At 62.9% G+C, this 23,233-nt stretch carries 18 protein-coding genes; 8 read left to right on the top strand and 10 right to left on the bottom strand.

Features of this window, described 5'->3' with window-relative positions; translation table 11 throughout:
- The first annotated feature begins 208 nt into the window (after positions 1-208).
- Complete coding sequence (locus tag JW929_12195) at positions 209-1,594, top strand: helix-turn-helix domain-containing protein (GenBank protein MBN1440160.1); 1,386 nt, start codon at positions 209-211, stop codon at positions 1,592-1,594.
- A 372-nt stretch (positions 1,595-1,966) separates the two neighbouring features.
- Here the strand turns inward: JW929_12195 and JW929_12190 are convergent, their stop codons facing one another.
- The 4 genes from JW929_12190 to JW929_12175 form a co-directional block, all read right to left on the bottom strand.
- The gene (locus JW929_12190; GenBank protein MBN1440159.1) at positions 1,967-2,440 is read right to left on the bottom strand and encodes a Rieske 2Fe-2S domain-containing protein; all 474 of its coding nucleotides are present in this window, start codon (positions 2,438-2,440) and stop codon (positions 1,967-1,969) included.
- A gap of 571 nt (positions 2,441-3,011) precedes the next feature.
- Positions 3,012-4,331: a hypothetical protein gene (locus tag JW929_12185; protein ID MBN1440158.1), complete on the bottom strand. Its 1,320-nt coding sequence runs from the start codon at positions 4,329-4,331 to the stop codon at positions 3,012-3,014.
- Between the two features lie 179 nt (positions 4,332-4,510).
- Complete coding sequence (locus tag JW929_12180; GenBank protein MBN1440157.1) at positions 4,511-5,209, bottom strand: hypothetical protein; 699 nt, start codon at positions 5,207-5,209, stop codon at positions 4,511-4,513.
- A 22-nt stretch (positions 5,210-5,231) separates the two neighbouring features.
- Positions 5,232-5,861: a hypothetical protein gene (locus JW929_12175; GenBank protein ID MBN1440156.1), complete on the bottom strand. Its 630-nt coding sequence runs from the start codon at positions 5,859-5,861 to the stop codon at positions 5,232-5,234.
- A gap of 510 nt (positions 5,862-6,371) precedes the next feature.
- Between JW929_12175 and JW929_12170 the strand changes: the two genes are divergently transcribed.
- Positions 6,372-7,235, top strand: coding sequence for an endo alpha-1,4 polygalactosaminidase (locus JW929_12170; protein MBN1440155.1), 864 nt, complete (start codon positions 6,372-6,374; stop codon positions 7,233-7,235).
- A gap of 344 nt (positions 7,236-7,579) precedes the next feature.
- On the opposite strand, the gene JW929_12165 is transcribed toward JW929_12170, so the two are convergent.
- The 3 genes from JW929_12165 to JW929_12155 all read right to left on the bottom strand — a co-directional run bounded on the left by JW929_12165 (position 7,580) and on the right by JW929_12155 (position 9,997).
- Positions 7,580-8,656 (bottom strand): radical SAM protein, encoded by a 1,077-nt coding sequence (locus JW929_12165; GenBank protein MBN1440154.1) that lies wholly within the window; start codon positions 8,654-8,656, stop codon positions 7,580-7,582.
- On the bottom strand, positions 8,656-9,396 hold the full coding sequence (locus JW929_12160) for a hypothetical protein (protein MBN1440153.1): 741 nt from the start codon (positions 9,394-9,396) through the stop codon (positions 8,656-8,658). The genes JW929_12165 and JW929_12160 overlap by 1 nt, the downstream gene beginning before the upstream one ends.
- A 73-nt stretch (positions 9,397-9,469) precedes the next feature.
- Positions 9,470-9,997 carry a hypothetical protein gene (locus tag JW929_12155; protein MBN1440152.1) on the bottom strand — a complete coding sequence of 176 codons (528 nt, stop codon included), beginning with the start codon at positions 9,995-9,997 and terminating at the stop codon, positions 9,470-9,472.
- A 153-nt stretch (positions 9,998-10,150) separates the two neighbouring features.
- Here JW929_12155 and JW929_12150 point away from each other — a divergent pair, with 153 nt between their 5' ends.
- Entirely contained in the window at positions 10,151-11,203 is a 1,053-nt protein-coding gene (locus JW929_12150) for an undecaprenyl-diphosphate phosphatase (GenBank protein ID MBN1440151.1), read from the top strand.
- Positions 11,204-11,397: 194 nt separating this feature from the next.
- On the opposite strand, the gene polX is transcribed toward JW929_12150, so the two are convergent.
- Positions 11,398-13,119, bottom strand: a complete 1,722-nt coding sequence (gene polX / locus JW929_12145) for a DNA polymerase/3'-5' exonuclease PolX (GenBank protein MBN1440150.1) — start codon at positions 13,117-13,119, stop codon at positions 11,398-11,400.
- 118 nt (positions 13,120-13,237) lie between these two features.
- Between polX and JW929_12140 the strand changes: the two genes are divergently transcribed.
- Complete coding sequence (locus tag JW929_12140; protein ID MBN1440149.1) at positions 13,238-14,209, top strand: carbamate kinase; 972 nt, start codon at positions 13,238-13,240, stop codon at positions 14,207-14,209.
- Positions 14,210-14,329: 120 nt separating this feature from the next.
- Positions 14,330-14,800 (top strand): GNAT family N-acetyltransferase, encoded by a 471-nt coding sequence (locus JW929_12135; protein MBN1440148.1) that lies wholly within the window; start codon positions 14,330-14,332, stop codon positions 14,798-14,800.
- A gap of 45 nt (positions 14,801-14,845) precedes the next feature.
- On the opposite strand, the gene JW929_12130 is transcribed toward JW929_12135, so the two are convergent.
- Complete coding sequence (locus JW929_12130; protein ID MBN1440147.1) at positions 14,846-16,072, bottom strand: aminoacetone oxidase family FAD-binding enzyme; 1,227 nt, start codon at positions 16,070-16,072, stop codon at positions 14,846-14,848.
- 155 nt (positions 16,073-16,227) lie between these two features.
- Between JW929_12130 and JW929_12125 the strand changes: the two genes are divergently transcribed.
- Both JW929_12125 and JW929_12120 read left to right on the top strand, forming a co-directional pair.
- Positions 16,228-17,505 carry a (Fe-S)-binding protein gene (locus tag JW929_12125; protein MBN1440146.1) on the top strand — a complete coding sequence of 426 codons (1,278 nt, stop codon included), beginning with the start codon at positions 16,228-16,230 and terminating at the stop codon, positions 17,503-17,505.
- A 108-nt stretch (positions 17,506-17,613) separates the two neighbouring features.
- Complete coding sequence (locus tag JW929_12120) at positions 17,614-18,996, top strand: FAD-binding protein (GenBank protein MBN1440145.1); 1,383 nt, start codon at positions 17,614-17,616, stop codon at positions 18,994-18,996.
- 192 nt (positions 18,997-19,188) lie between these two features.
- Here the strand turns inward: JW929_12120 and acnA are convergent, their stop codons facing one another.
- Complete coding sequence (gene acnA, locus JW929_12115) at positions 19,189-21,861, bottom strand: aconitate hydratase AcnA (GenBank protein MBN1440144.1); 2,673 nt, start codon at positions 21,859-21,861, stop codon at positions 19,189-19,191.
- A gap of 391 nt (positions 21,862-22,252) precedes the next feature.
- Here acnA and JW929_12110 point away from each other — a divergent pair, with 391 nt between their 5' ends.
- On the top strand, positions 22,253-23,164 hold the full coding sequence (locus JW929_12110) for a hypothetical protein (GenBank protein MBN1440143.1): 912 nt from the start codon (positions 22,253-22,255) through the stop codon (positions 23,162-23,164).
- Positions 23,165-23,233: the final 69 nt, after the last annotated feature.

Here is a 23,233-nt window from a genome sequence, read left to right as displayed (position 1 = left end):
ATTGCTTCGTCCTTCCCGTCAGGCTGGTCGAGCAGGCCTCGTGTTCTTTGAAATTGCACCGAGACGCAGGCCGAGTTGCGGCGGCCGAGCTGGTTCTGATGCGGTGCGGAGGTCTTTTTGCCGCCGCCCCTCCCGTTTCCCCGGGTCTGGCGCATCAGCCTCTGCGCCTTTTCTCGACACCCTGGTAGAATATCTTCGGTACGCGAATATGGAAGGCCCCATCGGTTCCGCGCAAGGGTTAACCGTTTCCCTCCCGCCCGTCGATATTCAAGCCGCCATCCTCGAACTGGCCGGGCATTATTACGCGGCCACCGGCATAAAGTGCGCCGCAATCACTCCGGACGGGCAATGGATGGGCGCGCCTTCGGCTACGGGCGATCCCCGCCCGCCCGCACACCGCTGCCGCTTGTGCTCCGTCCTCTCCACCCTGCCCGCCTGCACCCGCGTGGATTGCCCCAGTGTGCACCGCTACGGGACCTACCAGGCGGAGCGCTTCGGCGGGGTGTACATCTACTTCTGTCCGAAGAACATGACCCACTGGGCGGCTCCGATCCGGATCGAAGGAATCACCGTCGCCTCGCTGATCGGCGGACCGGTCCTGATGATCGATCCGGAGGAATTTCTTCAGGACGACATCCTTGAAGGCAATCCGGTGCCGCCGGAACAACTCGCGGAACTGAGAGAAATCTGCTCCGAGATCCCGTATGTGGATCCGGCCCGGGTCCGCTCGCTTTCAGAGATCCTGAAATCCAACGCCCAAGCGCTGTCGACCTTGCTTGGCCGGAAGATGGGCGCCCCCCGCAACGCGGCCGTCCTGGAAAAAACCGCCGCCTTCGACGCCGCGCCGCATTCCGGGGGCATCGCCATCCCGGCCTCGCCGCACGATGGCTACCCGATGGCCAAGGAGCGCGAACTGCTGCACTACATTTCCAAGGGGGATCTGGACGGATCGCGGAAAACCCTCAACGAGATCCTCGGGTTGATCTTCTTCTACAGCAACAACAACCTGGAAGCCATCAAACTGCGGGTGGAGGAGCTGGTCGTGCTGCTTTCCCGCGCGGCCATCGACGGCGGGGCGTCGACCGAGGAAATCATCGGCCTGAACAACGACTACCTGGTCCGAGTGCGGGATTCCCAGTCGGTCTACGACCTCTCGGCGTTCCTCTCGATCATCCTCTCCCGCTTTGTGGATTGCGTCTTCACCCTGCGTTCGATCAAACACGCCGACCTGATCCGCAAGAGCATCTACTTCATCCACTCCCAATACACCGGAATCCTCTCGCTGGAGAAAGTCGCCGAATTCGTCCACCTCAGCCCGTCGCACTTCTCGCGGATCTTCCACGAGGCGACCGGCGAGAGCTTCGTCGCCTACCTGACCCGGATCCGAATTGAAAAAGCCAAAACCCTGCTGCAGACCCGCTCAATCCCGCTGGCGGAGATCGGCGCCCGCACGGGGTTCAAGGATCAGAGCTATTTCACCCGCGTGTTCAAGCGCAACACCGGAATGTCGCCGGGAAAATACCGCGTTACCCGCGGATTGAACGCGCGCCGGACGCGGATCGACGAATCCAACATCGAAATCCACGAAACGTGATCGTCGCGGCTGTCCGCAATGCGCGGAGGAGCATCCCCCGGATAGTCATGCCGGCGTCGGTCCTCGATCGGATTTTAGACGAGGGCGTCAGAAGCAGGCCTCCGGTCATGCGGCCGCCGGTTTCCGGCTTTTCCGCTCCGAAAAAAAAGCGGCTGGCGCAAGGCATCAATTCAACTTGCCTCCCGTGAAAATCCATGAAAGCCCGCAACTGTTGCAGCTTCCAGCCCTTGTTCCTTTCTCAATCCTATTCCCCTCCCCCTTGCCCCTCCCCTGGCAATGATCAGGAGAGGGAAAGGGATCGGACATGAAGGGGCATAGGCGCATGATATCTTATGGAGAAAGAACGGGCTGAGAATCGGCGGCGAAGGTCCTTCATTTCCGGATGGTTAAAACGGTTCCGGAAAGGCTCGCGCCGTACGCCGCCAGCGGCTTGTCGGCGGGTCCGCGCAGGACATTGCCGCCGGCGTCGAACTCCGACCTGTGGCACGGACAGGCGGCGACGCCATCCCGGAAACCCTCAACCGCGCAACCCTGATGCGGGCAATTCCGGCTGAAGGCGAGGACGGAACTTTCACCGGACCGGTACAGCAGAATTCCCTTCGGGTCGATATCGTTCGCTTCAAGCGTCAGCGTTCCGCCAACCGCGGCAAGGCTTTGGTTCTCCGGCAAAGCCAAGTCGAGAGTAATTTCCGCGGTTTCGCCGCCCGCGGAGGGGACTGCGGTCGGCGATCCGCAACCCGCCAGCAGGGGGCCGCAAGCCGCCGCCCCGCCGGAAACCGCGCAGACCTTTAAGAATCCGCGGCGCCGGAGGATCCGGCCTGTCTTTTGGTTTGTTCTTGTGGCCATGTTCATCTCCTTGGTTCCGATGTCCGGGAAGAACGACGTTCCTCCCTCTGGGTTTCCTACTTGGGCGGGTTTATTTTTCGTCCGCGGTATTCCTGCCTCCGCTTCCTCGCGGCCGGTTATTCAAGAATTGCAGCGCCAATCCGAAACCTGCAAAACAGCACGGCGAAACGACCGCGTACGCCAGTGGAACTCTGAAGATCCAGGGAATGGTGAAACGATCCTGGTCCCATTATTGGATCTCCGAGAGCTTGGATGGTAGAACGGGGGACCCAGTCCCCGGTTGCCGCACCCGGCAAATTGAGATACACGTCCAAATCCTTCGGCCACAACACTCAGAATACCACGCCCATCAGGATTCAAGCCGCCGCGAAAGCCACATTCAGTAAACGGCTGTCCGTAATACCCAACCGCCGCAACAGCCACACCCAGGCTAGGAACAAGACCGCGCTCGCGGGGGATCAGATTGGATCAGGCACCGATGACGAGAATTCTCCGCAAAAACTTGGCTCACGCCATCACCGTCCCAACAGTCAATTCCGGCCTGCAGACCGGGGGTATCCCAACGGGAGGGTTACCGGTAGCGGAGAGTCGGATCCCCGACAATGATCAGCATCGAAAAGTGAAATTCGCGGCTCTCGGACCACGGCGGTATCAGCGGGACATTCACGTGCCCGAGTACCGCCTGCCCGAGATTCCTCCCGGCCGCCAGGCGGACGGCGATGTTGTGGCCGTAGTATCCCTCGCGGTTAGTGCCCAAGCCTCCGGAATCGTTGGTCGAGCCTTTGGCCGCCAGGACCTCGCTGGCCGGACTGTATACTGCGGCGGTCAGAAAATTCTCCGGGAAATCGAGGTTGCCGACCGAACAGCCGTCGGTCCAGAACAGCGCAGTCCGGACGGGATGCGATTCCACCCAGGCGACGTCGATCCTTCCGTTGCGGGCGGGATCGCCGTGGGTTTCGGTGACGGCGATGTCGGCCACGCCCGCCGAAAGCGCTTCGTACCCATCGGCGACCGAAAGGGTCGGGCCGCTGAAGTAGAGGCGCGCGCCGGGCGCGTTGCTCAGCGGCGTCCAGGAATATTGCCCCGAGCGCAGGCCGGCCAGATAATCCGATTCCTCCTGCGCCGTCTTCGCGGTGTAATGCTCCGTAATCAGCAGAAAGCTCTCGGGGAGGGAATATCCGCCGGTGCGGAAGCGGTGGTTTTTTTCGAAGTAGCGGTTCACCGCTTCCGCCGTCAGGGCCGGGTTTCCATGGTAGATAGGCAGGATCGCGGTCCAGATCTCCCAATCCACCTCGCCGGCGTGCTGATTAAAGGAAAACGTTCGCCCGCCGGGCGAGCGGTACCCGGGCGAGGCGGAAAATTCCCCGTCCAGGTCGGAATAGTATTGAAAGCTGATCACTTCCTGCGGCGGAGGTTGCGCCTCCGGAATGGAGGACGCGGCCTGCACGCTTTGATACGCCAGCGGCGCGTCGCCGATGAAGATCGCGCCTTCCAAAGCCTGCCCCGAACGCTGATACAGGTCCGCGAGGTAGGCCCGCACCTCGGGCGGCGCGGCGAAATCCATCCGCCGTTCGATCACGCGGTAGCCGTCGGCGCACAGGTCGGATTCGAACCGGTCGAGGTTGGCGCGGACCGCTCCGGCCAGCGAAGGGTCGACGAGCAGGGCCACCCCCGCCGCTTGGTCGTCGCAGAGGATCGTCTCGGCGGGCGGTTCGGGATCGGCGGCCGGCGTTTGGATGGAAGCGCCGGTGGAGAAGGCGATCGCCTCGCCGGTTAATTCAGACGGCGCCGAAACACCCGCGGCTGGATCCGGGCCCGCTCCTGCGGAAAGATTGCACCCCAACCCAGACAGCCATATTCCGGCGAACGCCACAACCCAACCTTTGCGCATCGTCCAATTCCTCGGCCTCAGCTTATGCGAGCCGTGACGGATTTGCGCGGCCCTATTCCAGCTTCCATCCCCGCTATAAGAAAGAAGAAAAACGCCGAGGCCTGCTTTTTTCACACCTTGGGCCGAAGGATCCCGCCCTCTTCCGGGAACGGCGGAAGGATCGAAAAAAGGGTTGATCCCTATTCTCCACCGGAGAAAACCTCCAAAAGCTCGGTGCCGGCGTCCGGCGCGAAGATCAGTACGTTCCGCTGGATGTGCTCCAAGTGCGCCTTGACGGCCGCCGCGGGGACGCCCGCCGGGACGTAGGTGGTGAAGACTGCGTTTTTCGTCTCCGGGCGGATCTGAGTCCTTCGGTCCGGCCCGTAGATCACGCTGGAGATCACGCCTTCTCCGTCGCGGATGTACATATCGCCCTGCTTGAGCGTCTGCGCTTCGCCGCGCATGAGCATGTACGATTCCTTCCCCTGGGACGAATCGAGGATGAAGGGCGGAACCGCGACATCCAGATCGTGCCCGGCGGTCAGCAGCAGATCCTCCATCTCCGCCATGAACATCGCCTCGACCAGCGCGGCCACGGCGGGAATGGATTTGCCCCGCAGGACGATCGATTCCAGCTGGAGTTGGATGTGGTAGGTCTTCTTGAAGCGGCTGTAGTACCGATCGTAAGAGTAGAGCGCCGGCACGTCGAGAAACGCCTGCCGGGAAAACCCGGCATAGCGGGCGCGCAATTCCGCTTCGAGCGCGGCTTTCCGTTCCTCCAATCCGGGATGGCTCTGCGGATTGCCGGCGTTGCGCAGGATGAGGACTCCGGCGTGCGCATCCGGATGAGCCGACGACCATTCCCGCGTGGCGGTGAACATCGCTTTTGGAGGGGTCATTGTTACCGCTGGATGCTGTCTCCTAGCCGTAGATCCACAGGTCGGCGCCCGAAAAACCGGATCCCGCAGGGTTGTCCGCGTTCAGCAGTTCGATCAGGGGAATCGGCGGATTGTCCCCCCAATACAGCGTGTATTGGTCCTCGATCGGCTGGCGGAAGGCGAGGACGTATTCGCCGTAGAGGATTCCGCCGGCGAACGGGGAGGTGGTGTATCCGCTGGCGCTTTTCACCGTCACCTTCCCGGTGATTTTTACGAATTCCTCGCCGTCGATGTGCTTGGTGTCCTCCCCGCGTTCGAACCAGACATACAGCATCGTCCGCCCTTCGGTCGCTTGGTAGCAGAACCAATCGCTCTTCTGGCACCCGCGCGGAAAACTGTCGTTCATCTCCAGGCTCATCACCAGGAAATCGCCCTTGCTGGAATGCACCCGGGGGTTCGGCACCGGGGTCTCGGTGACGGTCGGCGTGGCCGTGGGGGGTTCCGTGCAGGTCGGAGAAGGCGTCTCCGTTGCGGCAGGGGTCGGGGTCAGCGTCGCGGTCGGCGTGGAGGTCGGAGTGGCGGTGGCGGCGGGCGCAAACAGCCCCCCGACGTCGCATCCCAAAAGGATTATTCCGGCAAAAAAAAGAACGATCAAAACCCGCCTGCGCTTCATATTCCTCCTTTTCATCTTTTCCCGGATGAGAGGGGATGCCGCCGCGTCGAAGCAGCAGCATGATCCGCATACTTCTTCTCCCGCCACTTTTTTAAGTGGATTGGAGGAATTATACGATAAACCCCCTTCTTTGACGTGCCGCCGCAGGGCGAAAACCGCGTTTCCTTAACCCTTCTTCATTCTTTTTTTCCTCCTTTCCCCCAACGCTTCCTCCCGGCCCTGCGCGACGGATCCCGGAGCGGGCAAAGCTATCTCCTTATTCATCCTCAAAAGGAGATTGCTCCGCTCCCTCCGGCCGTTCGCAATGAAATTTCCTACAGCCTTTTCCGGCACCCTGCCAAAGCAGAGACGGGGCGGGCCCGTTCCCGATTCGAGCGAAGGGAGGGGTTGGTCCAGGTTAGTGTGAGCAGGGGGTACAAACAAAACCAAACGATAGCGTCTCAGCCGGATTGGTCTTGCGCGCGCCGCAACTCATGTACAATGCATGGCATAAAAACGGAGGCGATCCCCATGCGAGCCCGCGGCTGTCTGCTCCTTTTCCTGCTGTCCTCCCTCGGCTGTTCGCTTCTCTTTCCCCCCGCACCGCCGGAAGGCACGCGCCCGGCGGCGACGGACAGTCCGCCGCCCAACGCCGCGGCCGAGACGCCGGACGCCGACGCCTGGTGGAAACCCGTGCCGGCGGCGACTTGGCAATGGCAGCTTTCCGGGAACGTGATCGACACCTCGTTTGACGTGGACGTCTACGATCTGGACGCGTTCGATACCGCCGCCGAAACCGTCGCCGCTTTGCATCGGGACGGGCGGCGGGTGATTTGCTACATCAGCACCGGCAGTTGGGAGGATTGGCGGCCGGACGCCGCGGATTTCCCGCCCGAGGTCATCGGCAACGATTACGAAGGCTGGGAAGGCGAGAAATGGCTTGACATCCGCCGCGTCGATCTGCTAGCGCCGGTCCTCGGGGCGCGTCTGGACCTGTGCAAATCCAAGGGGTTCGACGGCGTGGAGCCCGACAACGTCGACGGATACCTTAACGAAACGGGCTTTCCGCTTACCTACGAGGATCAGCTGGCGTTCAACCGCTTCCTGGCTCGGGAGGCTCACGCGCGCGGCCTGGCGATCGGTCTGAAGAACGACGCGGAGCAGGCCGAGGCACTTGCGGCGGATTTCGACTTCGCCCTGACCGAGGATTGCTTCGACCAGGGCTGGTGCGGGCTGACCCTGCCCTTCCTGCAAAACGGCAAAGCCGTGTTCGACGCCGAATACACCGATACCGGGATCACGCCGGAAACGTTCTGCCCGCAGGCGAAGGCGCTCGGCATCCAGGCGATCCTCAAACACCGCGAGTTGGACGCCTGGCGTCAAGCCTGCCCGTGAATTGAAAAAGGGAAATCCCGGGTCTCTTCGAATAATTCCGCGCCGATAATTCACCCTTTCAACTCGGAGAATATTGAATATCCCTGCACCGACTCCGATTCCCGCCCTCCATCCCAATCCACACTTCCCCGATCCTATCCACAGTGAACGCGGAGTGGCACGGAGATAAACCGAGACGTATGCGACCATCTCCATGCCATTGATGGATTCTTGAAGGAAGATCACGGGATGAGACACTGCTTCTGCTGCGACAGATATTCCCGAATGAATTCGGGGAGAATTCCGTTTCGCTAGCCTCTCCAAAGATATTGGTTGGGTGGATAATTATTGCAATACGGTTATTTCTATGGTTTCTCGCCGGCAAGCGTGAGAGGGGAAGCATGCTCCTTATTGATCCGCAGGAAGGGCTCTTCCTCGCCCGCCGATCCGTAGCACACTTCCGCCGCCGCTTTGCACCCGCCCCGGCATTCCATCCGCCGGCTGCAAGGTCCGCAAAAAGCCGGCATCGCTTCGGCGAAGGCCCGCATTCGCGCCGAGGCGGCCAGGTCGGCGAAGGATTCCTCCCGCAGGTTTCCGAGGATCGTCGGGGTGTGGTTGCACGGCCGCACGTTCCCGAGCGGATCGAGCGTGAAGTAAGCCCGGTCGGTTCCGGCGGCGCAAAATCCGGTGCCGAACCGCGGGAAGGCGCTCATGTCGATCAGGCAGGGCTGGATCGGGATCGAGCAGGAGACCGGCAGGTCGAACTCGGCCGATGCGGCGGCCGCCTCTTCGAGCGCCCGGCGGATCCCGCCGCGCGACGGAAGCAGCATTTCCAGATTGGCCCGCCCGCGGCCGCCCGGGTTGAAGCGATTGAACATCATCCCCTGGGCCCCGAAGGCGAACGCCAATTTCATCGTTCCGCGCACGTCGTCAAGGTTCAGCTTGGTGGCGACGAAGACAGCGATGAAGCGGCCGCGGAGCAGGCGGAGGTTGGCCATCGCATCCAGGACGGCCTCCCAGGCGCCGGGTGCGCCGGACATCCGGTCGTGCACCTCGCGCTTGTGGCTGAGCAGCGGGAGTTCGAACAAAGCCGCTCCGCGGTCGAGGCAATCCGCCGCCATCCGCTGGTCCAACAGCCGCCCGTTGCTGATCACCGTGGTCCGCACGTTCCGGCCGCGAAGGTATTCGAGGATGGCCGGCAGGTCCTCGCGCAGCAGCGGTTCGCCGCCGGTCAGCGTCACATGGGAGCAGACGGTCTCGTCGAGGGCTTTGCCCAGCAGGTCCAGCGTCCGCTTTGTGTCCAGCTCGCCGCGCGGGTACGGCGGGTAGGTCCGCGCGCACTCGTCCTCTCCGGCCCACACGTTGTAGCAATGCAGGCAGGCGTGATTGCAGCGCTGCGTGACTTCAAATATCAACGAGGCTATGCGCGGGCGGGAAGACATTATTTTCCGGTCAGCACGTCCACCAGGAACCGCGCCGCGGCTTTGACGTCCGGGGTGAGCGCCAAGTCCAGATCCTCGAACGAGGGGATCGTCTCGCCGGCATCCTGATACTCCTTGAGCAGCATTTCATACAGGGCCTGCACTTCCGCGTCGGTCAACGCATAGAACGCCAGGTCGCGCTCGAGCGCCGTGCGGATTTTCTCCAGCGTTGCCGGTGCGATCGGGGTTCCGGCGGCCGCCTCGGTCAGGGCTCCGGATTGGTTCACAAGGTTGGCGGCGCTGGCCGGCGCGTAATCGACCATCACCATCTCGTAGCAGGTCATCATCGTGTTCAAGCGCCAGATGTGGAATACCGCGGCTTCGTACGCTTCCTGGATCAGGTCGGAAACCGGCGCCGTGATTTCGCCGGCCGCCGTCAGGTCATCGAGGATGCGTCGGTGATCCTCGTTCATTTTCCCGGCCAACTGGCTCCCGTAGTTTTCGCCGGGTTCGGCCTTCCAATTTTCCTTCGTCTTCTGCGCCAATTCGCCGAAGCGCAGCCAGCACAGGCGGAGAAGCGTTCGCAGCGATGCGGTTTGAGGGGGGGACGTATCCGTCGGCGGACGGATTCCGGTCGGCTCGTAGCAGATTACCGGAAGCTCGGTGGGCGCCGGCGTTTCGGTCCGCTGGCAGCGCGTCAGGAGCAGCGAACCCAGCGAGACGCCGAACAACTTCATGAAACCGCGGCGTGGGACGGGCATGGCGGTTTCTTCTCCTGCCTCTGTACGACGCCGATTGCGGGAATATGTTCCGCGTAGTGCGGAATTGCACATATTACGCGGCGGACGGCTTCTCCGAACCCCAGTCATCCGGCAGAAAGAGCAGGGTGGCGATCTCGTCCGGCAGGTGGTCGATCCCGCCGAATTCCCTGACGACGATGGATTTTATCCTCCGCCGGAGTTCCTGGCGGACGCGAGGAAAAACCATCCCCCGTTCCCCGCCGATGCTTTCGCGGTCGTCTTCGACCAGGATATCCGGCCGGACCCGCTCGATAACCTCCGGGTAGCCTTCCCCTTCCCGTCGGGAAAAAACCTGCCCGGCCGGAAAACGGTGCGCCTGCAGGACTTCGGCGTCGATGCCGACGTCGGCGGCGGTCCGATGCGGGCTCAAGTAACCGATTTCCGCGCCCTGGATCTTCCAGATCCGGATTTTTTCAGCCGCGTGGCCGATCGGGACGTAGGAAACCCAATCGTAGATCGACGGATCGGCCTCAATCACCTGGCGCACGCGTTCCTCCCGGGTCCGGCCCAAGCCGCTGCGGTGCATCAGAACCGTGCCTTGTAAGAGAATCAGAACCTTCATCGGAGGCAACCGGACGTCCCGCCGTCTCCCCGGCGGCAATGCCTTTCCCGGATGGCAGGGATGATCACCCATTAATGACCGAATGCCCCGGGCAATTCAATATTCTTTCCGTTAAATCGGCGTTTCCCAGGATATCCACCCTCCGGCACCCTCATGCGGATGGCCTGCGCCGCGCTTTCCGCCGGATTTTTCCAGGCGCCCGCCTGCCGGACGGCTTGGGCGGCTTTGCGTCGGCAGTGCGGAAACGGCGGCGCCGGAGGTTTCTATGGGAGTACTTGCCACGTATCCCCCGGGACGGATTTCGAGTATTATTGCCCGCCGGAGGAGTATCCCGCCATGCTGTCCACCTTCGTCGAAGCCGTAATTCTGGGTCTGATTCAGGGAGCCACGGAATTCATTCCCGTCTCCAGCTCCGCCCACCTGGTCGTCGTTCCCTGGCTGTTCGGCTGGAGCGATCCGGCCCTGACCAGCCTTCCATTCGATATCGCATTGCACCTCGGCACGCTCGCCGCCGTGTTGATCTTCTTCGCCAAGGATTGGGTCCGCCTGCTCCGCGCTTTTTTTCAAAGCGCCGTGCAACGCCGGATCCAGCCGGATCCCGGACGGCGTCTGGCCTGGCTGCTTCTTCTGGGGACGATCCCTGGCGCCCTCGCCGGATACCTTTTCGAAGGCGCGATCGACGATTTGTTCCACACACCCGGCGCTCCCATCGCGCCGGCCGCGATGCTGGCCATGGCCGGGATCGTCGCCGTTTTCGGCGCGATCCTGCTTCTGGCGGACCGCGCCGCGCGCCACATCCGGGAACTCGAGGAGCTGACTCTTTTTCAGACGGTCTTGATCGGACTGGCGCAGGCGCTGGCGGTATTCCCCGGCGTTTCGCGCTCGGGCGCGACGATCGCCGCCGGCTTGGCGCTCGGCTTCAAGCGCGAAGACGCCGCGCGTTTTTCTTTTTTGCTTTCGGCGCCGATCATCGCCGGCGCGGGCTTGAAAAGCGCGTTCGACATCTTCTCGGACCTAAAAACCGGCGCGCTTTCGGGCTCGGACATGCTTCTGTTTGCGGCCGGTTTCCTCGCCGCGGCCGTCAGCGGCTACTTTTGCATCCGGTTCCTGCTGAGGTATCTGCAAAAAAACAAAATCGACCTGTTTGTGTTCTATCGATGGGGGTTGGCGGCGGTGATTGCGGCGGCGGCGCTGCTGCGCGGGTGATTTTTCCTGCCCAACCTCCTACGGGGTCATAGGAAAAAACCGTCATGTCTGCGTGTTCTCAATGGACATCCAGCCTCTTCAACTCCTGGATTCCCGCTGAACGCACGCGGGAATGACGATCGAACGAATGCAAGGAATCCTCAACAACACCGTCTTTCCTTTTTTTATTCCGGTTTGGGCGGGGAAACAAATGGTCACCGCTGCTTCAACCAACCCAACAGCTTTTCCGCCGGCCAGGCGTTGACCACATCCGCCTTGGTCAATCCGGCGCGGCGGGCGACGGCGACGCCGAAAAACAAATTTTCGAAATCCTCCTCGGAGTGCGCATCGGTGTTGACCGCCAACGGAATGCCCAGCGCGCGCGCCCGGCGGGCGTGGGTGTCGTCCAAATCGAGGCGGACCGGGTGGGCGTTGATCTCGAGCGCGGTCCCTGCCTCGGCCGCCGCCGCGAACACCGCCTCCAGATCCAGATCGGCCCCCTCGCGGTCCGGCAGCATCCGTCCGGTGGGATGGGCGATGAGGTCGACGTGCGGATTGCGGACGGCGCCGAGCATGCGTTCGGTGACCTTCGCGCGATTCTGGCGCAGGCCGACGTGCAGCGAGGCGATCACCAAATCCAAACCCGCCAGGAATTCGTCCGGATAGTCGAGAGTTCCATCGGCCTTGATCTCCACTTCGGCTCCGTGCAGGATGCGGATCCCGCCTCCGAGTGCTTCCTGCGCCCTGCGGATTTCCTCCGCCTGTCCGGAATGCCCGGCCATGTCGAGGCCGTTGGCAATCCCCAATCCGACGGTATGGTCGGTGATGGCGATGACCTTCAGCCCCCGCCGCATCGCAGCCCGGGCCACCTCCATCACGCTCAGCCGGCCGTCGCTCCAGCGGGTGTGGACGTGCAGGTCGGCGAGGATGTCGCCGGTTTCAACCAACCGCGGAAGTATGCCGCCCTGAGCGGCTTGCACCTCGCCGCGGTCCTCACGCAGTTCGGGCGGGATCCACGGCAGGCCGAGCGCCCGGTAAACGTCTTCCTCCTGCGCGCAGAGGATCTCGCCCCCGCCGCCGGTCCGGGTCAGCGCGTGTTCGGAAAGCGAAAGCCCCCGCTTCAGCGCCAACTCACGCAGGGACACGTTGTGGTCCTTCGATCCGGTGGCGTACTGCAGAGCCGTGCCGAACCGCTCCGGCGGATGCACCCAGACCTGGGCCCGCACGCCGTCGCCGAACTCGACGCTGGATTTGGTGTCGCCCTTGCTCAGAACCCGCGCCACGCCCGGCAGGCGCGTGAAAGCCTCCATCACCGGCACGGAATCCGTGGAGGCGACGAGGATGTCGATGTCGCCGACGTCCGAACGCATCCGCCGCAGACTGCCGGCCGGCTCCACGGCCGCAACGCCCGAAATCTCCCGCAGGGAGACGGCGATTTTCTGCGCCAGCGGGTAGGCACGGCCGAGCGGGATCCTTCCCGAACGGCGCTTAAGGCTTTCGATCCCAGCCAGGATTGCCGCCTCCGATTTGGCGCCCATCCCCGGCAGATCCCGCAGCTTTCCGGCCCGCGCTGCCTTCTCCAATTGCGGAATCGTTTTTATCTTCAACGTCTTCCAGATCAGGCCGGCCTTCTTGGGCCCCAGGCCCGGCACTTTCAACCACTCAGCCAATCCGGGGGGTATTTCCTTTTTCAATTGGGTCAGGAATTTTAATTTTCCGGTCTTGAGAACCTCTTCGATCTTCCCGGCGATCGCCTCCCCCACCCCGGGGATCTCTCGCAGTTTGCCTTCCTTCCAGTAATCCCCGGCGTCGCGGTCCAGCGCGGAAAGGCTTTCCGCCGCCTTGCGGTAGGCGAGCGTCTTGTAGACGATCTCGCCCTTGATTTCCAGCAGGTCGGCGATCAGGGTGAAGGTCTCGGCCAGTTCGCGGTTGTTCATGGCATGCATTATAGGACGGTTTTTTTCACAGCGGATTGCATTGAGGACCAGGGAGGGAAAACCTTGCTCCTCCGCGGAATCCTTGGTTGGCGTTCCCGGCTGAATTGATATAGGATGGATGGTGTTCTGGCGGAAGGAGACCGTGGACCGCAAACTGGCCGTCATCGCCGTCGGGGGCAACGCGCTGATTAGGGAAAAGGGGAAAGAATCCCTGACCGACCAGTACGCGGCCGCCTGCGCGGCGATGGCCCAGATCGCGTCGATCATCCAGGCCGGTTGGGACGTGATCGTCACTCACGGCAACGGGCCACAGGTCGGCATCATCCTGCGACGCTCGGAGCTGACCGAGCATGAGCTGTTTACCATTCCCCTCGACCACTGCGGCGCTAACACCCAGGGCTCGATTGGCTACATGTTTCAGCTGGCGCTGATCAACGAGTTTCGCCGGCGCGAAATGCCCAACCATGCCGCCACGGTCGTCACCGAGACGCTGGTGGACAAGCATGATCCCGCCTTCGAAAATCCGACCAAGCCGATCGGATCCTTCATGGACGTGCGCGCCGCCAAGGTGCGCCACGACGCCGACGGCTGGGTAATCTCCGAAGATTCCGGCGGCCGGGGTTGGCGGCGGGTGGTGGCTTCGCCGGCGCCGATCCGGATAGTGCAACAGGATGTCATCCTCACGCTGGTCAAAGCCGGCTTCACCGTGATCGGGGTGGGCGGCGGCGGCATCCCGGTCGTGGAAAACGAAAAGGGCGAACTTGTCGGGGTCGAAGCGGTGATCGACAAGGACCGCGCCTCCGCCCTGCTGGCCCGCGGAACAAGCGCGGACCTGCTCCTGATTTCGACCGACGTGGAAAAGGTGGCCCTGGATTACAACCGGCCGAACGTCCGCTGGCTGGATAGGATGACCGTCGAGGAGGCGAAGGCGTACATGGCCCAGGGGCATTTCGGCAAAGGAAGCATGCAACCGAAGATCGAAGCGGCGCTCGATTTTCTGGAGCACGGCGGCCAACGGGCGATCATCACCGACACCGGGAATATGCTGCGCGCGTTGATCGAACTGACCGGGACGCAGATCCTGCCCTAATCCCTCCCCCTCCCCAAATCCGAATTAAGGATTTTTCCCTTTCACGGAATCATGGCTTCGGAATGGGAGAAGAAAAGGAGGGGTGGATGGGATCCGCGAACCCGTGTACCATTGCCCCTCATGACCGTCTCGATTCTTCCCGAACGCCCCGACGGCGCCGACGCCCGCGCGCTGATCGCCGAACTCGACGCTTATCTCATCCCGCTCTATCCGCCCGCCAGCCATCACGGATACCCGGTGGAAAAACTGATCGCCGAAAAGGTGGTTTTTTTCATCGTGCGCGTGGACGGCGCGGCCGCCGGATGCGGGGGATTGAAATTCTACGAGGGGTACGCAGAACTCAAGCGGATGTACATGCGGCCTTTTTTCCGCGGGCGCGGTCTGGGGCGCGCGCTGCTCAATCATCTGGAACGGCACGCCGCTTCTCGCGGCGCAGCTGCCTTGCGGCTGGAAACGGGCATCCTGCAGCACGGCGCAATCGGATTGTACGAATCGCTGGGGTACCGTGAGATCGAAGCCTTCGGTGAATATCAGCCGGATCCGCTTTCGCGGTTCTATGAAAAGCAATTGATTCCATCCGCCGATGCGTAGTTCCTTAAGGATCTTTTATGCCTTTTGTGCCCGTTTTCTGTAGAATTATTTTTTACTATCAGCCGCCGCCCGGCCGGCCAGCGCGCCGCTGGCGAAGGCGAAGTGCAGGTTGAACCCGCCGCATGGGCCGACGACGTCGAGCGTCTCGCCGGTCAGGTGCAGTCCCGGCACGACCCGTGATTCGAGCGTGCGGGGATCCGCCTCCGTCACCGGGATTCCGCCCACGGAAAGCTGGCACACCTCGAAGCCGCGCACGCCCTTGACCTTCAGACGGAGATCCCGCAACGTGCCCCCCAACCGCCCAATCGATTCATCGTCCAATTGATTCATCGGCAAGTCCGCGGAGATCCGCGCCAGCTGGGGGAGAAGGGAAGCGGCTTTGGGGGGAAAAAAAGCTTCGAGGAAGATCCGGACCGGGGTCGGCGTGGTGCGTTTCTCCCGCAAAAAATCCGAAAACTCCTTCTCGAAGAAGTACAGGAAGTTCAGCGACAGCGTGAACCCGCGCTTCAGATCGGCGGATACGAGGTGGCTGAGATCCATCACGCCTGGTCCGTTGAGGCCCCACTCGGTGAAGAGCACGCTCCCCGCCGTGTGCGCAAGGTCGTTTCCCCCTTCCAGGAGGCCGACACCGAGATCCAATTTCACTCCCTGAAGATGAATCAACGATTGCAGATCGGCCTGGATGGGCGCCAGCGCCGGACGCAGGGGGATGACCGTATGTCCCAATTTTTCCAGAACGGGGAACAACTCACCGCGCGAGCCGAGCTTCGGCTGCGCCGCACCGCCCGCCGCCACGACCGTTTTCGAAAAAACCCGCTCTTGCGCGTGATCCTTCTCGTCGACGAAGGTGACGAGAATTCCAGTCTCCACGGGACGGATCCCCGTCACCCGTTTTTTCGTTCGGACGGCGACCCCTGCTTGCAGCAACGATTGGCGAAAGCCGTCCGTCACCGATTGGGCCGAGTTGGAAAGCGGGTAGTACCAGCCATCGTCCGTCTTATATACCGGTATCCCGACCTTTCTAAGGAATTCGATCAAGTCCCGAATGCCGAACCTGCCGAGAAGCTCCCCGATCCACTTCGCATCGGCGCAGGCATATTTCTCCGTCGCCACAGCATCATTGGCGAGGTTGCAACGTCCGCTGCCGGTCACGAGCAGTTTTCGCCCGAGGTCGGTGTTGCGCTCAAGGAGGGTAACCGCCGCGCCGCGCCAAGCCGCTTCCAGCGCCGCGGCCATGCCCGAGGATCCTCCGCCGATAATGGCAATATCCATGACGGGATTTTATCAGTCTTCCCCTTCCTGCCCCTCCTCAATCCACCAAATCCGAAGCATCGGTCTTTCTTACCGGCAGATTCATTTCTACAGGGTTGGGCAAGGCATGGGGTGAGGGTATAATCCCCCGAACCCGAACGGACATCTGGATCTCCGTGCCCATACCCGACCTTCCACCCCTTCCTTCCGAAGCCGAATACTTGAACTGCATCCGGTGTGGGTTGTGCCTGGCTGTCTGCCCGACCTATCGCGAATCCCTGCACGAAATCGCCTCGCCCCGCGGCCGGTTGATGCTGGCCCGCAAGGGTCTGCAAGGGGAATTGGATCTCCGCTCGAACCTCTATGAGCAGATGTACGCCTGCTTCGACTGCCTGGCCTGCAACGAAGTCTGTCCGGTCGGAATCCGCCCGGCGGACCTGGCGGTGGAAATGCGCCGGGTGCAGGAGCAAGCGGGTCCGCAGTTCTGGAAAAAGGTAGTCTTCAACCGCTTTCTTCAGAATCCGGATTGGCTGGAGGCCGCAACCCTGCCGGTCCGGCTGTATGAACGCCTGGGAATTCGCGGCCTGGTGCATGCCTTGGGCCTGCAGAAAATCCTGCCGCGCCGCTTGCGGGATATGGAAGCCATGCTCCCGCGCGCGCCGCGGCGTCCGCTGCGCCAAATCCTGCCGGAAGTCACGTCGGCCGGCGGCGAAAGCAAACGCCGGGTGGGTTTCTTCCTTGGCTGCGCCCAAAACCTGATGTACGCCGACGAAAGCGCCGCCGCCGTGCGGGTGCTGGCGCGCAACGGTTCGACCGTTGTGACGCCCAAGGACGTCGTTTGCTGCGGAATGCCGGCCCGGAGCTACGGACGGATGGAAGACGCCCGGGCGCAGGCCCGCCGCAACATCGAATTGTTCGAAACGGCGGACGTGGAAACCGTGGTCACGGACTGCGCCACCTGCGGCGCGACCTTGAAGAGTTACGGCGCGTTCCTGGGAGACGATCCGGTCTGGGCGGAACGCGCCGCGGCCTTCAGCGCCAAAATCCGCGACGTAAGCGAGTTCCTGCTTTCGATTCCGATGGAAAACCCGGCCAAGCGGATCGCGGCGCGCGTCACTTACCATGACCCTTGCCACTTACGCCGCGGCCAGGGCGTTTGGAAACAGCCGCGCGAACTGCTGAAGATGATCGGCGGAGTGGAATTCGTCGAACTGCCCGAGGCGGACGTGTGCTGTGGGATGGCCGGCACCCAGATCATCACCCATTACGAGATGTCGATCAAGGTGCTTATGCGAAAGTTAGACAATCTGGCGAAGACCGGAGCCGATTGCGTCGCCTCCGGATGTCCGGTGTGCCGAATGCAGTTGACCACCGGCCTGGCGCGCGCCGGGCTTTCAATGCGGGTGACGCATCCGGTGGTTTTGCTGGATGAGGCGTACCACAGTGATCTGTAGGGTGAGTTGACGGCGGGGAAAAAGCCATCAGCCTCCCTGCAATCATGCGGTGGAGTCGTCGAAGGAGCCGGCCGTCAACCCACCCTACACCACATTGCCGAGGCAATCATGCTGGATAAGAAAATCCTCTCCCAACTTGAATCCATCACCGGCCGCGGAGGCGTTTGCTCCTCGCCCGAGGACCTGGTCGTCTACGGCTACGACGGCACCTTCGAGGAAGGGACGCCGGATGCGGTCGTCCTGCCCCGTTCCACCGAAGATGTCAGCCGGATCGTTAAGCTCGCCGCGGCCGAGCGCATCCCGGTCGTCCCGCGCGGGATGGGGTCGGGCTTGGCCGCGGGTTCGGTTCCCTTCCGCGGCGGGATCGCGCTGACCCTGACGCGCATGAACCGCATTCTGGAGATCGACCAAGCCAATGCCGTCGCCCGGGTCGAGGCGGGCGTCGTCACCGCGGACCTGCAGGCGGCGGTGGAAAAGGCCGGGCTGTATTATCCGCCCGACCCCTCCAGCCAGCGGCACTCGACGATCGGCGGGAACGTCGCCTGCAACGCCGGCGGCCCGCACTGCCTCAAATACGGCGTCACCGGGGATTACGTTCTGGGCCTGACGGCCGTCCTGGCCGACGGGCGGGTCCTCCGCACGGGGAGCAAGTGCATCAAGGACGTGGTCGGCTACGATTTGAAAGCGCTCTTCACCGGCTCGGAGGGGACGCTCGGCATCATCACCGAAGCGCTGTTGCGTTTGATCGCTACGCCGAAATTCTTCCGCACGGCGCTGGTTGAGTTCGATTCGATGGACGGCGCGGCGCGCGCGGTTTACGCGGTCCTCGCGGCGGGGGTCGTCCCGGCCTCCCTTGAGCTGATGGACGAGACCGCGATCGCCTGCGTCGAGGAGGGGCTGCACCTCGGCCTGCCGCTGGATGTGGCGGCGACTCTGCTGATTGAGACCGACGGCGGCGACGAGGCGGCCGTCGCGCGCGAGATCGAGACCGCGGCCGAAATCTGCCGCCGCGAGGGCGCGCTGCGGTTGAAGGTCGCCGCGAACGAGGCGGAGCGCGCCGCGCTGTGGAAGGCGCGCCGCTCCGTCTCTCCGGCGCTGGGCCGCAAGGCGCCCAACAAGCTGGGCGAGGATATCACCGTCCCGCGCGAGAAGATCCCCGAAGCCATGCGGCGGGTGAAGGCCATCCGCGAAAAGTACGGCCTGCCGATCGTGCTCTACGGGCATGCCGGCGACGGCAACCTGCACCCCAACATCCTCTTCGACAAGCGCGATCCCGAGCAGTGGAAGACGGTCGAAAAGATGGTGGCGGAGGAATTCGAGGCGGCGCTCGAGCTGGAGGGAACTCTCTCCGGCGAGCACGGCGTGGGGGCGCTCAAGCGGGCGTATTTGGAAAAAGCACTCGGTCCGGTCTCAACGGAAATCCAGAAGCGGATCAAGCAGGCGCTGGATCCGCTGAATATTCTAAATCCGGGGAAAATTTTTCCGGAATAAACCTTCAGTATCCTCTTTGGTCGAAGGATAAAACCTTTTCACCGCTAAGGCGCCAAGAACGCAAAGGCTTGATTAACTTTTCCTTTGTGCTCTTCGTGGCTTTGCGGTGAAGAGGAAGTAAATCCTGCACTCCAAAACCCGGCTTCTTGACACAAAGCGGGATTGTGGAGGTAAGCCGAAGGCCGGGAGGGGTCAAGAGGCCACGATCTTCCGCGCCACCGCCGGCAGGATCCCGCCGTTGACGTAATACTCGACCTCCACCGGCGTATCCAGCCGGGCGACGGTGTTGAAGCGGATCTTCGACCCGTCGCGGTGGAGGGCTTCGACCGAGACCTCCATCCGCGGCTTCATGTGCGCGCCCAGGTCACGGATCGAATAGATTTCGTCGCCGGTCAGGCCGAGCTGTTCCGCGTTCTGGCCCCCCTTGAACTGCAGCGGCAGGACGCCCATCCCCACCAGATTCGAGCGGTGGATGCGCTCGAAGGATTGCGCGAGCACCGCCCGCACCCCCAGCAGGCGCACTCCCTTGGCAGCCCAGTCGCGCGAGGAGCCGGTGCCGTATTCCTTGCCGGCGATGACGATCAGCGGCGTACCCTCCTTGCGGTATTGCATCGCCGCTTCATAGAACGACATCTTGGCGCCGTCCGGGAGGTGCAGAGTCCAGCCGCCTTCGAGGCCTTCCCGCATTTCGTTCTTCAGCCGGATGTTGGCGAAGGTCCCGCGCATCATCACCTCGTGGTTGCCGCGCCGCGTGCCGTAGGAGTTGAAATCCGCGCGGGCCACGCCCTTGCCCAGCAGGTAGCGCCCGGCGGGGGTCTCCTCCGAAAACGCGCCGGCCGGCGAGATGTGGTCGGTGGTGATCGAATCGCCGAAGAAGCCGAGCGCCCGCGCGCCGACGATCGGTTCGGGCGGGATCGGCTCCGTCGTCATGCCTTCGAAGAACGGCGGCTCGAGGATGTACGTGGATTCGGAATCCCAGGCGAACAATTCGCCCGCGGTCACGGGGATCGCGTTCCAGGCTTCGGGTCCGCGGCCGATGTCGGCGTACACCTTGCGGAACATCTCCGGGTTGATGGCATGCATCGCCGCGCGGATCTCATCGCGGCTCGGCCAGATCTCCTTCAGGGCGACATCCTTACCGGCGGCATCTTTCCCCAACGGATCCTGGGCGACATCGACCTCCATGCTCCCCGCCAGCGCATAGGCCACCACCAGCGGCGGTGAGGCGATGTAGTTGGCCTTGACCAGGGCGTGTATCCGCCCCTCGAAGTTGCGGTTGCCGGACAGCACGGCGCACGCCACCAGGTTGTGTTCGCGGATCGCCTGGGCGACCTCCTCCGCCAGCGGGCCCGAGTTCCCGATGCAGGTGGCGCAGCCGAAGCCGACGACGTGGAATCCCAACTGCTCAAGGTGCGGCGTCAACCCGGCAGCCTGGAGGTATTCGGCCGCGGCCCGCGAGCCGGGCGCGAAACTGGTCTTGACGTGTGCGGGCACCTTCATCCCGCGCGCGGCCGCCTTCTTGGCCAGCAGCCCCGCGGCGAAAAGCAGGTACGGATTCGAGGTGTTGGTGCAGGAGGTAATCGCGGCGATCACCACCGCCCCGTCGCCGGGCGCGGGGGATTCGGCTTCGGGATCCTTGCCGAAAATTTCCTTCAGCGCGGTCCGGAACGCGCGGCGCGATTCCTTCAGCGGGATCCGGTCCTGCGGCCGGCGCGGCCCGGCGATCGAGGGTTCGACCGCGGAAAGGTCGAACTCGACAATCGAAGTGAAGTCGGGATCGGGCGATTCCGCCGTCCGGAACAGTCCCTGCTCCTTGCAGTAGCGCTCGACGCGCACGACGTCCGCCTCGGCCCGGCCCGTCAGGCGCAGGAAAGCGAGCGTTTCGCCGTCGACCGGGAAGTAGCCGCAGGTCGCGCCGTACTCCGGCGCCATGTTCGCCAGAGTCGCCCGGTCCGGCGCCGAGAGCGCGGCCAGCCCCGGCCCGCAGAATTCGACGAATTTTTCGACCACGCCGTGCTTGCGCAGGGTTTGGACCAGCGTCAGCACCACGTCGGTGGCGGTGACTCCCTCGCGCAGCGCGCCTATCAGCTTCACCCCGACCACGTCCGGGGCGAGGAAATACAGCGGCGCCCCGAGCATCACCGCCTCGGCCTCGATCCCGCCCACGCCCCACCCCAGCGCGCCCAACCCGTTGACCATCGTCGTGTGGCTGTCGGTCCCCACCAGCGTATCCGGCAGGGCCACCGGTTTGCCGTCCGGGCCGGGGCGCACGCTCACCACGCTCGCCAGATACTCCAAATTGATCTGGTGGATGATCCCCGTCGCGGGCGGGATGACCCGCAGGTTGCGGAAGGCTTGCGCTCCCCAACGCAGGAACTGATAGCGCTCCCGGTTGCGCTCAAACTCGCGGCGCACGTTGGTTACCATCGCATCCGCACATCCGGCCGAATCCACCTGGATCGAATGATCGATCACCAGATCCGCCGGAAGGAGCGGATTGACCCTGGAGGGATCACCCCCCAGGCGTTTGACCGCGTCGCGCATCGCCGCCAGGTCGACCACGCACGGCACGCCGGAAAAATCCTGCATCAACAGCCGCGCCGGTTTGAACGGCAGCTCCTCCCGTACGGCGGCCTTCGGTTTCCATGCGGCCAATTTGGCGACATCCCCTTCGGTGACCGTCTGGCCGTCGCAGTTGCGCAACAGGGATTCAAGCAGGATCCGGATCGAATACGGCAAGCGCGCAAGAACCGGCGCGAGATGCGCCTCCTCCAGCGCGGCCAGCCGGAACACCGTCTCCGCTCCGCCGCCGAGGTCGATTTCGGCGCGCGCGCCGAAAGGATCCAGCTGTGTCGATTCCGTCATGGGAACGCTCCAAGGGGATGAACTGCGGGCGGATTATATCAGCCTTGATGCGTCATTCCGAGGGGCGCGCAGCGGCCCGTGGAATCGGCGGCGCGTGATTCCCGAAACTCGCCCGTCCGCTTCTTCCGGCAAATCCCAAGAAGTCACCGATTCCTCGGCCCATCGAGCGGGCCTCGGAATGACATCCACCGGTGGTAGACCGAGGCGGTCTTGGAGACCGCTTCGTTCTTCATACCTGGCATCGAACATGCACGGTCATAGGAGTCCCAAATCAGCATCGGGAAGAACGCCTGACTCAGGCAGACTCAAGCGCTCTTTCCGGTTGCCCTACAAAAGTCAAGGTGACAAATCCGGCGCTTCCCATATAATAGGAGAAGAAGGAGACTTCCTCATGAAGCGATTATCCCGCGTTTTCCCGATCCTTCTGGCTTCCATTCTGCTTGCAGCTTGCTCAGCTCAGCCCGCCACCAAGACGGCCGCCTCCCCCGAACAGGATTCGGGCCCGAAGGTGTCGTTCGCCTCTCCAGAGCCCGGAGCGACCTTGCCGCTCGGACCCATCCAATTAATGATCCTTTCCGAGGACGTGCGCGGCACCGCCGAGGTCGAGATTCTGGTCAACGGGGTGCCGGTCGCCACCGTGCCCAGTCCCGATACCACCCAAAATTCGGTGATCGTGGACTACGTCTGGACTCCCTCCGCCCCCGGCAACTACGTCCTGCAGGCCCACGGCAAAAACAACGCCGGAACCTGGGGCTCCTTCGCCTCCCTGGAGATGACCGTGGGCGACGCCCTGCCGGCCGAAGAGACCCCCGACGACGCGCCGACCGCGGAACCCATCGTCGAAGAGACCGACGTGATCGCCACGCCGGAGGCTCCGACCGAAACGCCCATCATTCCGGATGTGACCCCTTCGCCGACCCGTTCGGGCATCACCCTGAACTATACCTTCACCACCTACCAAATGTACAAGTACGGCTCCAACTGCGAACCGCAATTCAACAGCGTGATCGTCACTGTCTCCGGAATCGACAAGAATGTCATCGGCGGAGTGATGGTCTTCTTCAACCCGACGGATGCCAGCACCGGCCAGCAATGGACTTGGCAGGTGCGGAACCTTGAAGCGTACGAAAGCGGAGCCTACGGATTCAAATTCTCGACCGCCAACATGGTCGCCAAGGGCAAGGCCTTCCCCTTCATCCCGTCGATCGTTCTGTACCAGTTCGCAATCACCGACAAGAGCAACCAGCCGATCTACCGCAGCGAGGTTTACAACAACCTGCAGGTTCTGGCTTGCGGGAAATAGGAAAACCGTAAGTAAAAAAGGCCCGGCGGCTACTCGATCCGCCGGGCCTTTTTTCTTTCGGCCGGGATG

The organism is Anaerolineales bacterium, from assembly GCA_016928575.1.
Taxonomy (GTDB): Bacteria; Chloroflexota; Anaerolineae; order Anaerolineales; family RBG-16-64-43; genus JAFGKK01.
The sequence above is the reverse complement of the archived record's forward strand: the minus strand, read 5'-3'. Positions and strand labels throughout refer to the sequence as shown.

Excerpts from the sequence above, each read along its gene's own strand:
- JW929_12195 (MBN1440160.1), top strand. The coding sequence starts at position 209 with ATGGAAGGCCCCATCGGTTCCGCGCAAGGGTTAACCGTTTCCCTCCCG.
- JW929_12190 (MBN1440159.1), bottom strand. The coding sequence starts at position 2,440 with ATGGCCACAAGAACAAACCAAAAGACAGGCCGGATCCTCCGGCGCCGC.
- JW929_12185 (MBN1440158.1), bottom strand. The coding sequence starts at position 4,331 with ATGCGCAAAGGTTGGGTTGTGGCGTTCGCCGGAATATGGCTGTCTGGG.
- JW929_12180 (MBN1440157.1), bottom strand. The coding sequence starts at position 5,209 with ATGACCCCTCCAAAAGCGATGTTCACCGCCACGCGGGAATGGTCGTCG.
- JW929_12175 (MBN1440156.1), bottom strand. The coding sequence starts at position 5,861 with ATGAAGCGCAGGCGGGTTTTGATCGTTCTTTTTTTTGCCGGAATAATC.
- JW929_12170 (MBN1440155.1), top strand. The coding sequence starts at position 6,372 with ATGCGAGCCCGCGGCTGTCTGCTCCTTTTCCTGCTGTCCTCCCTCGGC.
- JW929_12165 (MBN1440154.1), bottom strand. The coding sequence starts at position 8,656 with ATGTCTTCCCGCCCGCGCATAGCCTCGTTGATATTTGAAGTCACGCAG.
- JW929_12160 (MBN1440153.1), bottom strand. The coding sequence starts at position 9,396 with ATGCCCGTCCCACGCCGCGGTTTCATGAAGTTGTTCGGCGTCTCGCTG.
- JW929_12155 (MBN1440152.1), bottom strand. The coding sequence starts at position 9,997 with ATGAAGGTTCTGATTCTCTTACAAGGCACGGTTCTGATGCACCGCAGC.
- JW929_12150 (MBN1440151.1), top strand. The coding sequence starts at position 10,151 with ATGCGGATGGCCTGCGCCGCGCTTTCCGCCGGATTTTTCCAGGCGCCC.
- polX (MBN1440150.1), bottom strand. The coding sequence starts at position 13,119 with ATGAACAACCGCGAACTGGCCGAGACCTTCACCCTGATCGCCGACCTG.
- JW929_12140 (MBN1440149.1), top strand. The coding sequence starts at position 13,238 with ATGGTGTTCTGGCGGAAGGAGACCGTGGACCGCAAACTGGCCGTCATC.
- JW929_12135 (MBN1440148.1), top strand. The coding sequence starts at position 14,330 with ATGACCGTCTCGATTCTTCCCGAACGCCCCGACGGCGCCGACGCCCGC.
- JW929_12130 (MBN1440147.1), bottom strand. The coding sequence starts at position 16,072 with ATGGATATTGCCATTATCGGCGGAGGATCCTCGGGCATGGCCGCGGCG.
- JW929_12120 (MBN1440145.1), top strand. The coding sequence starts at position 17,614 with ATGCTGGATAAGAAAATCCTCTCCCAACTTGAATCCATCACCGGCCGC.
- acnA (MBN1440144.1), bottom strand. The coding sequence starts at position 21,861 with ATGACGGAATCGACACAGCTGGATCCTTTCGGCGCGCGCGCCGAAATC.
- JW929_12110 (MBN1440143.1), top strand. The coding sequence starts at position 22,253 with ATGAAGCGATTATCCCGCGTTTTCCCGATCCTTCTGGCTTCCATTCTG.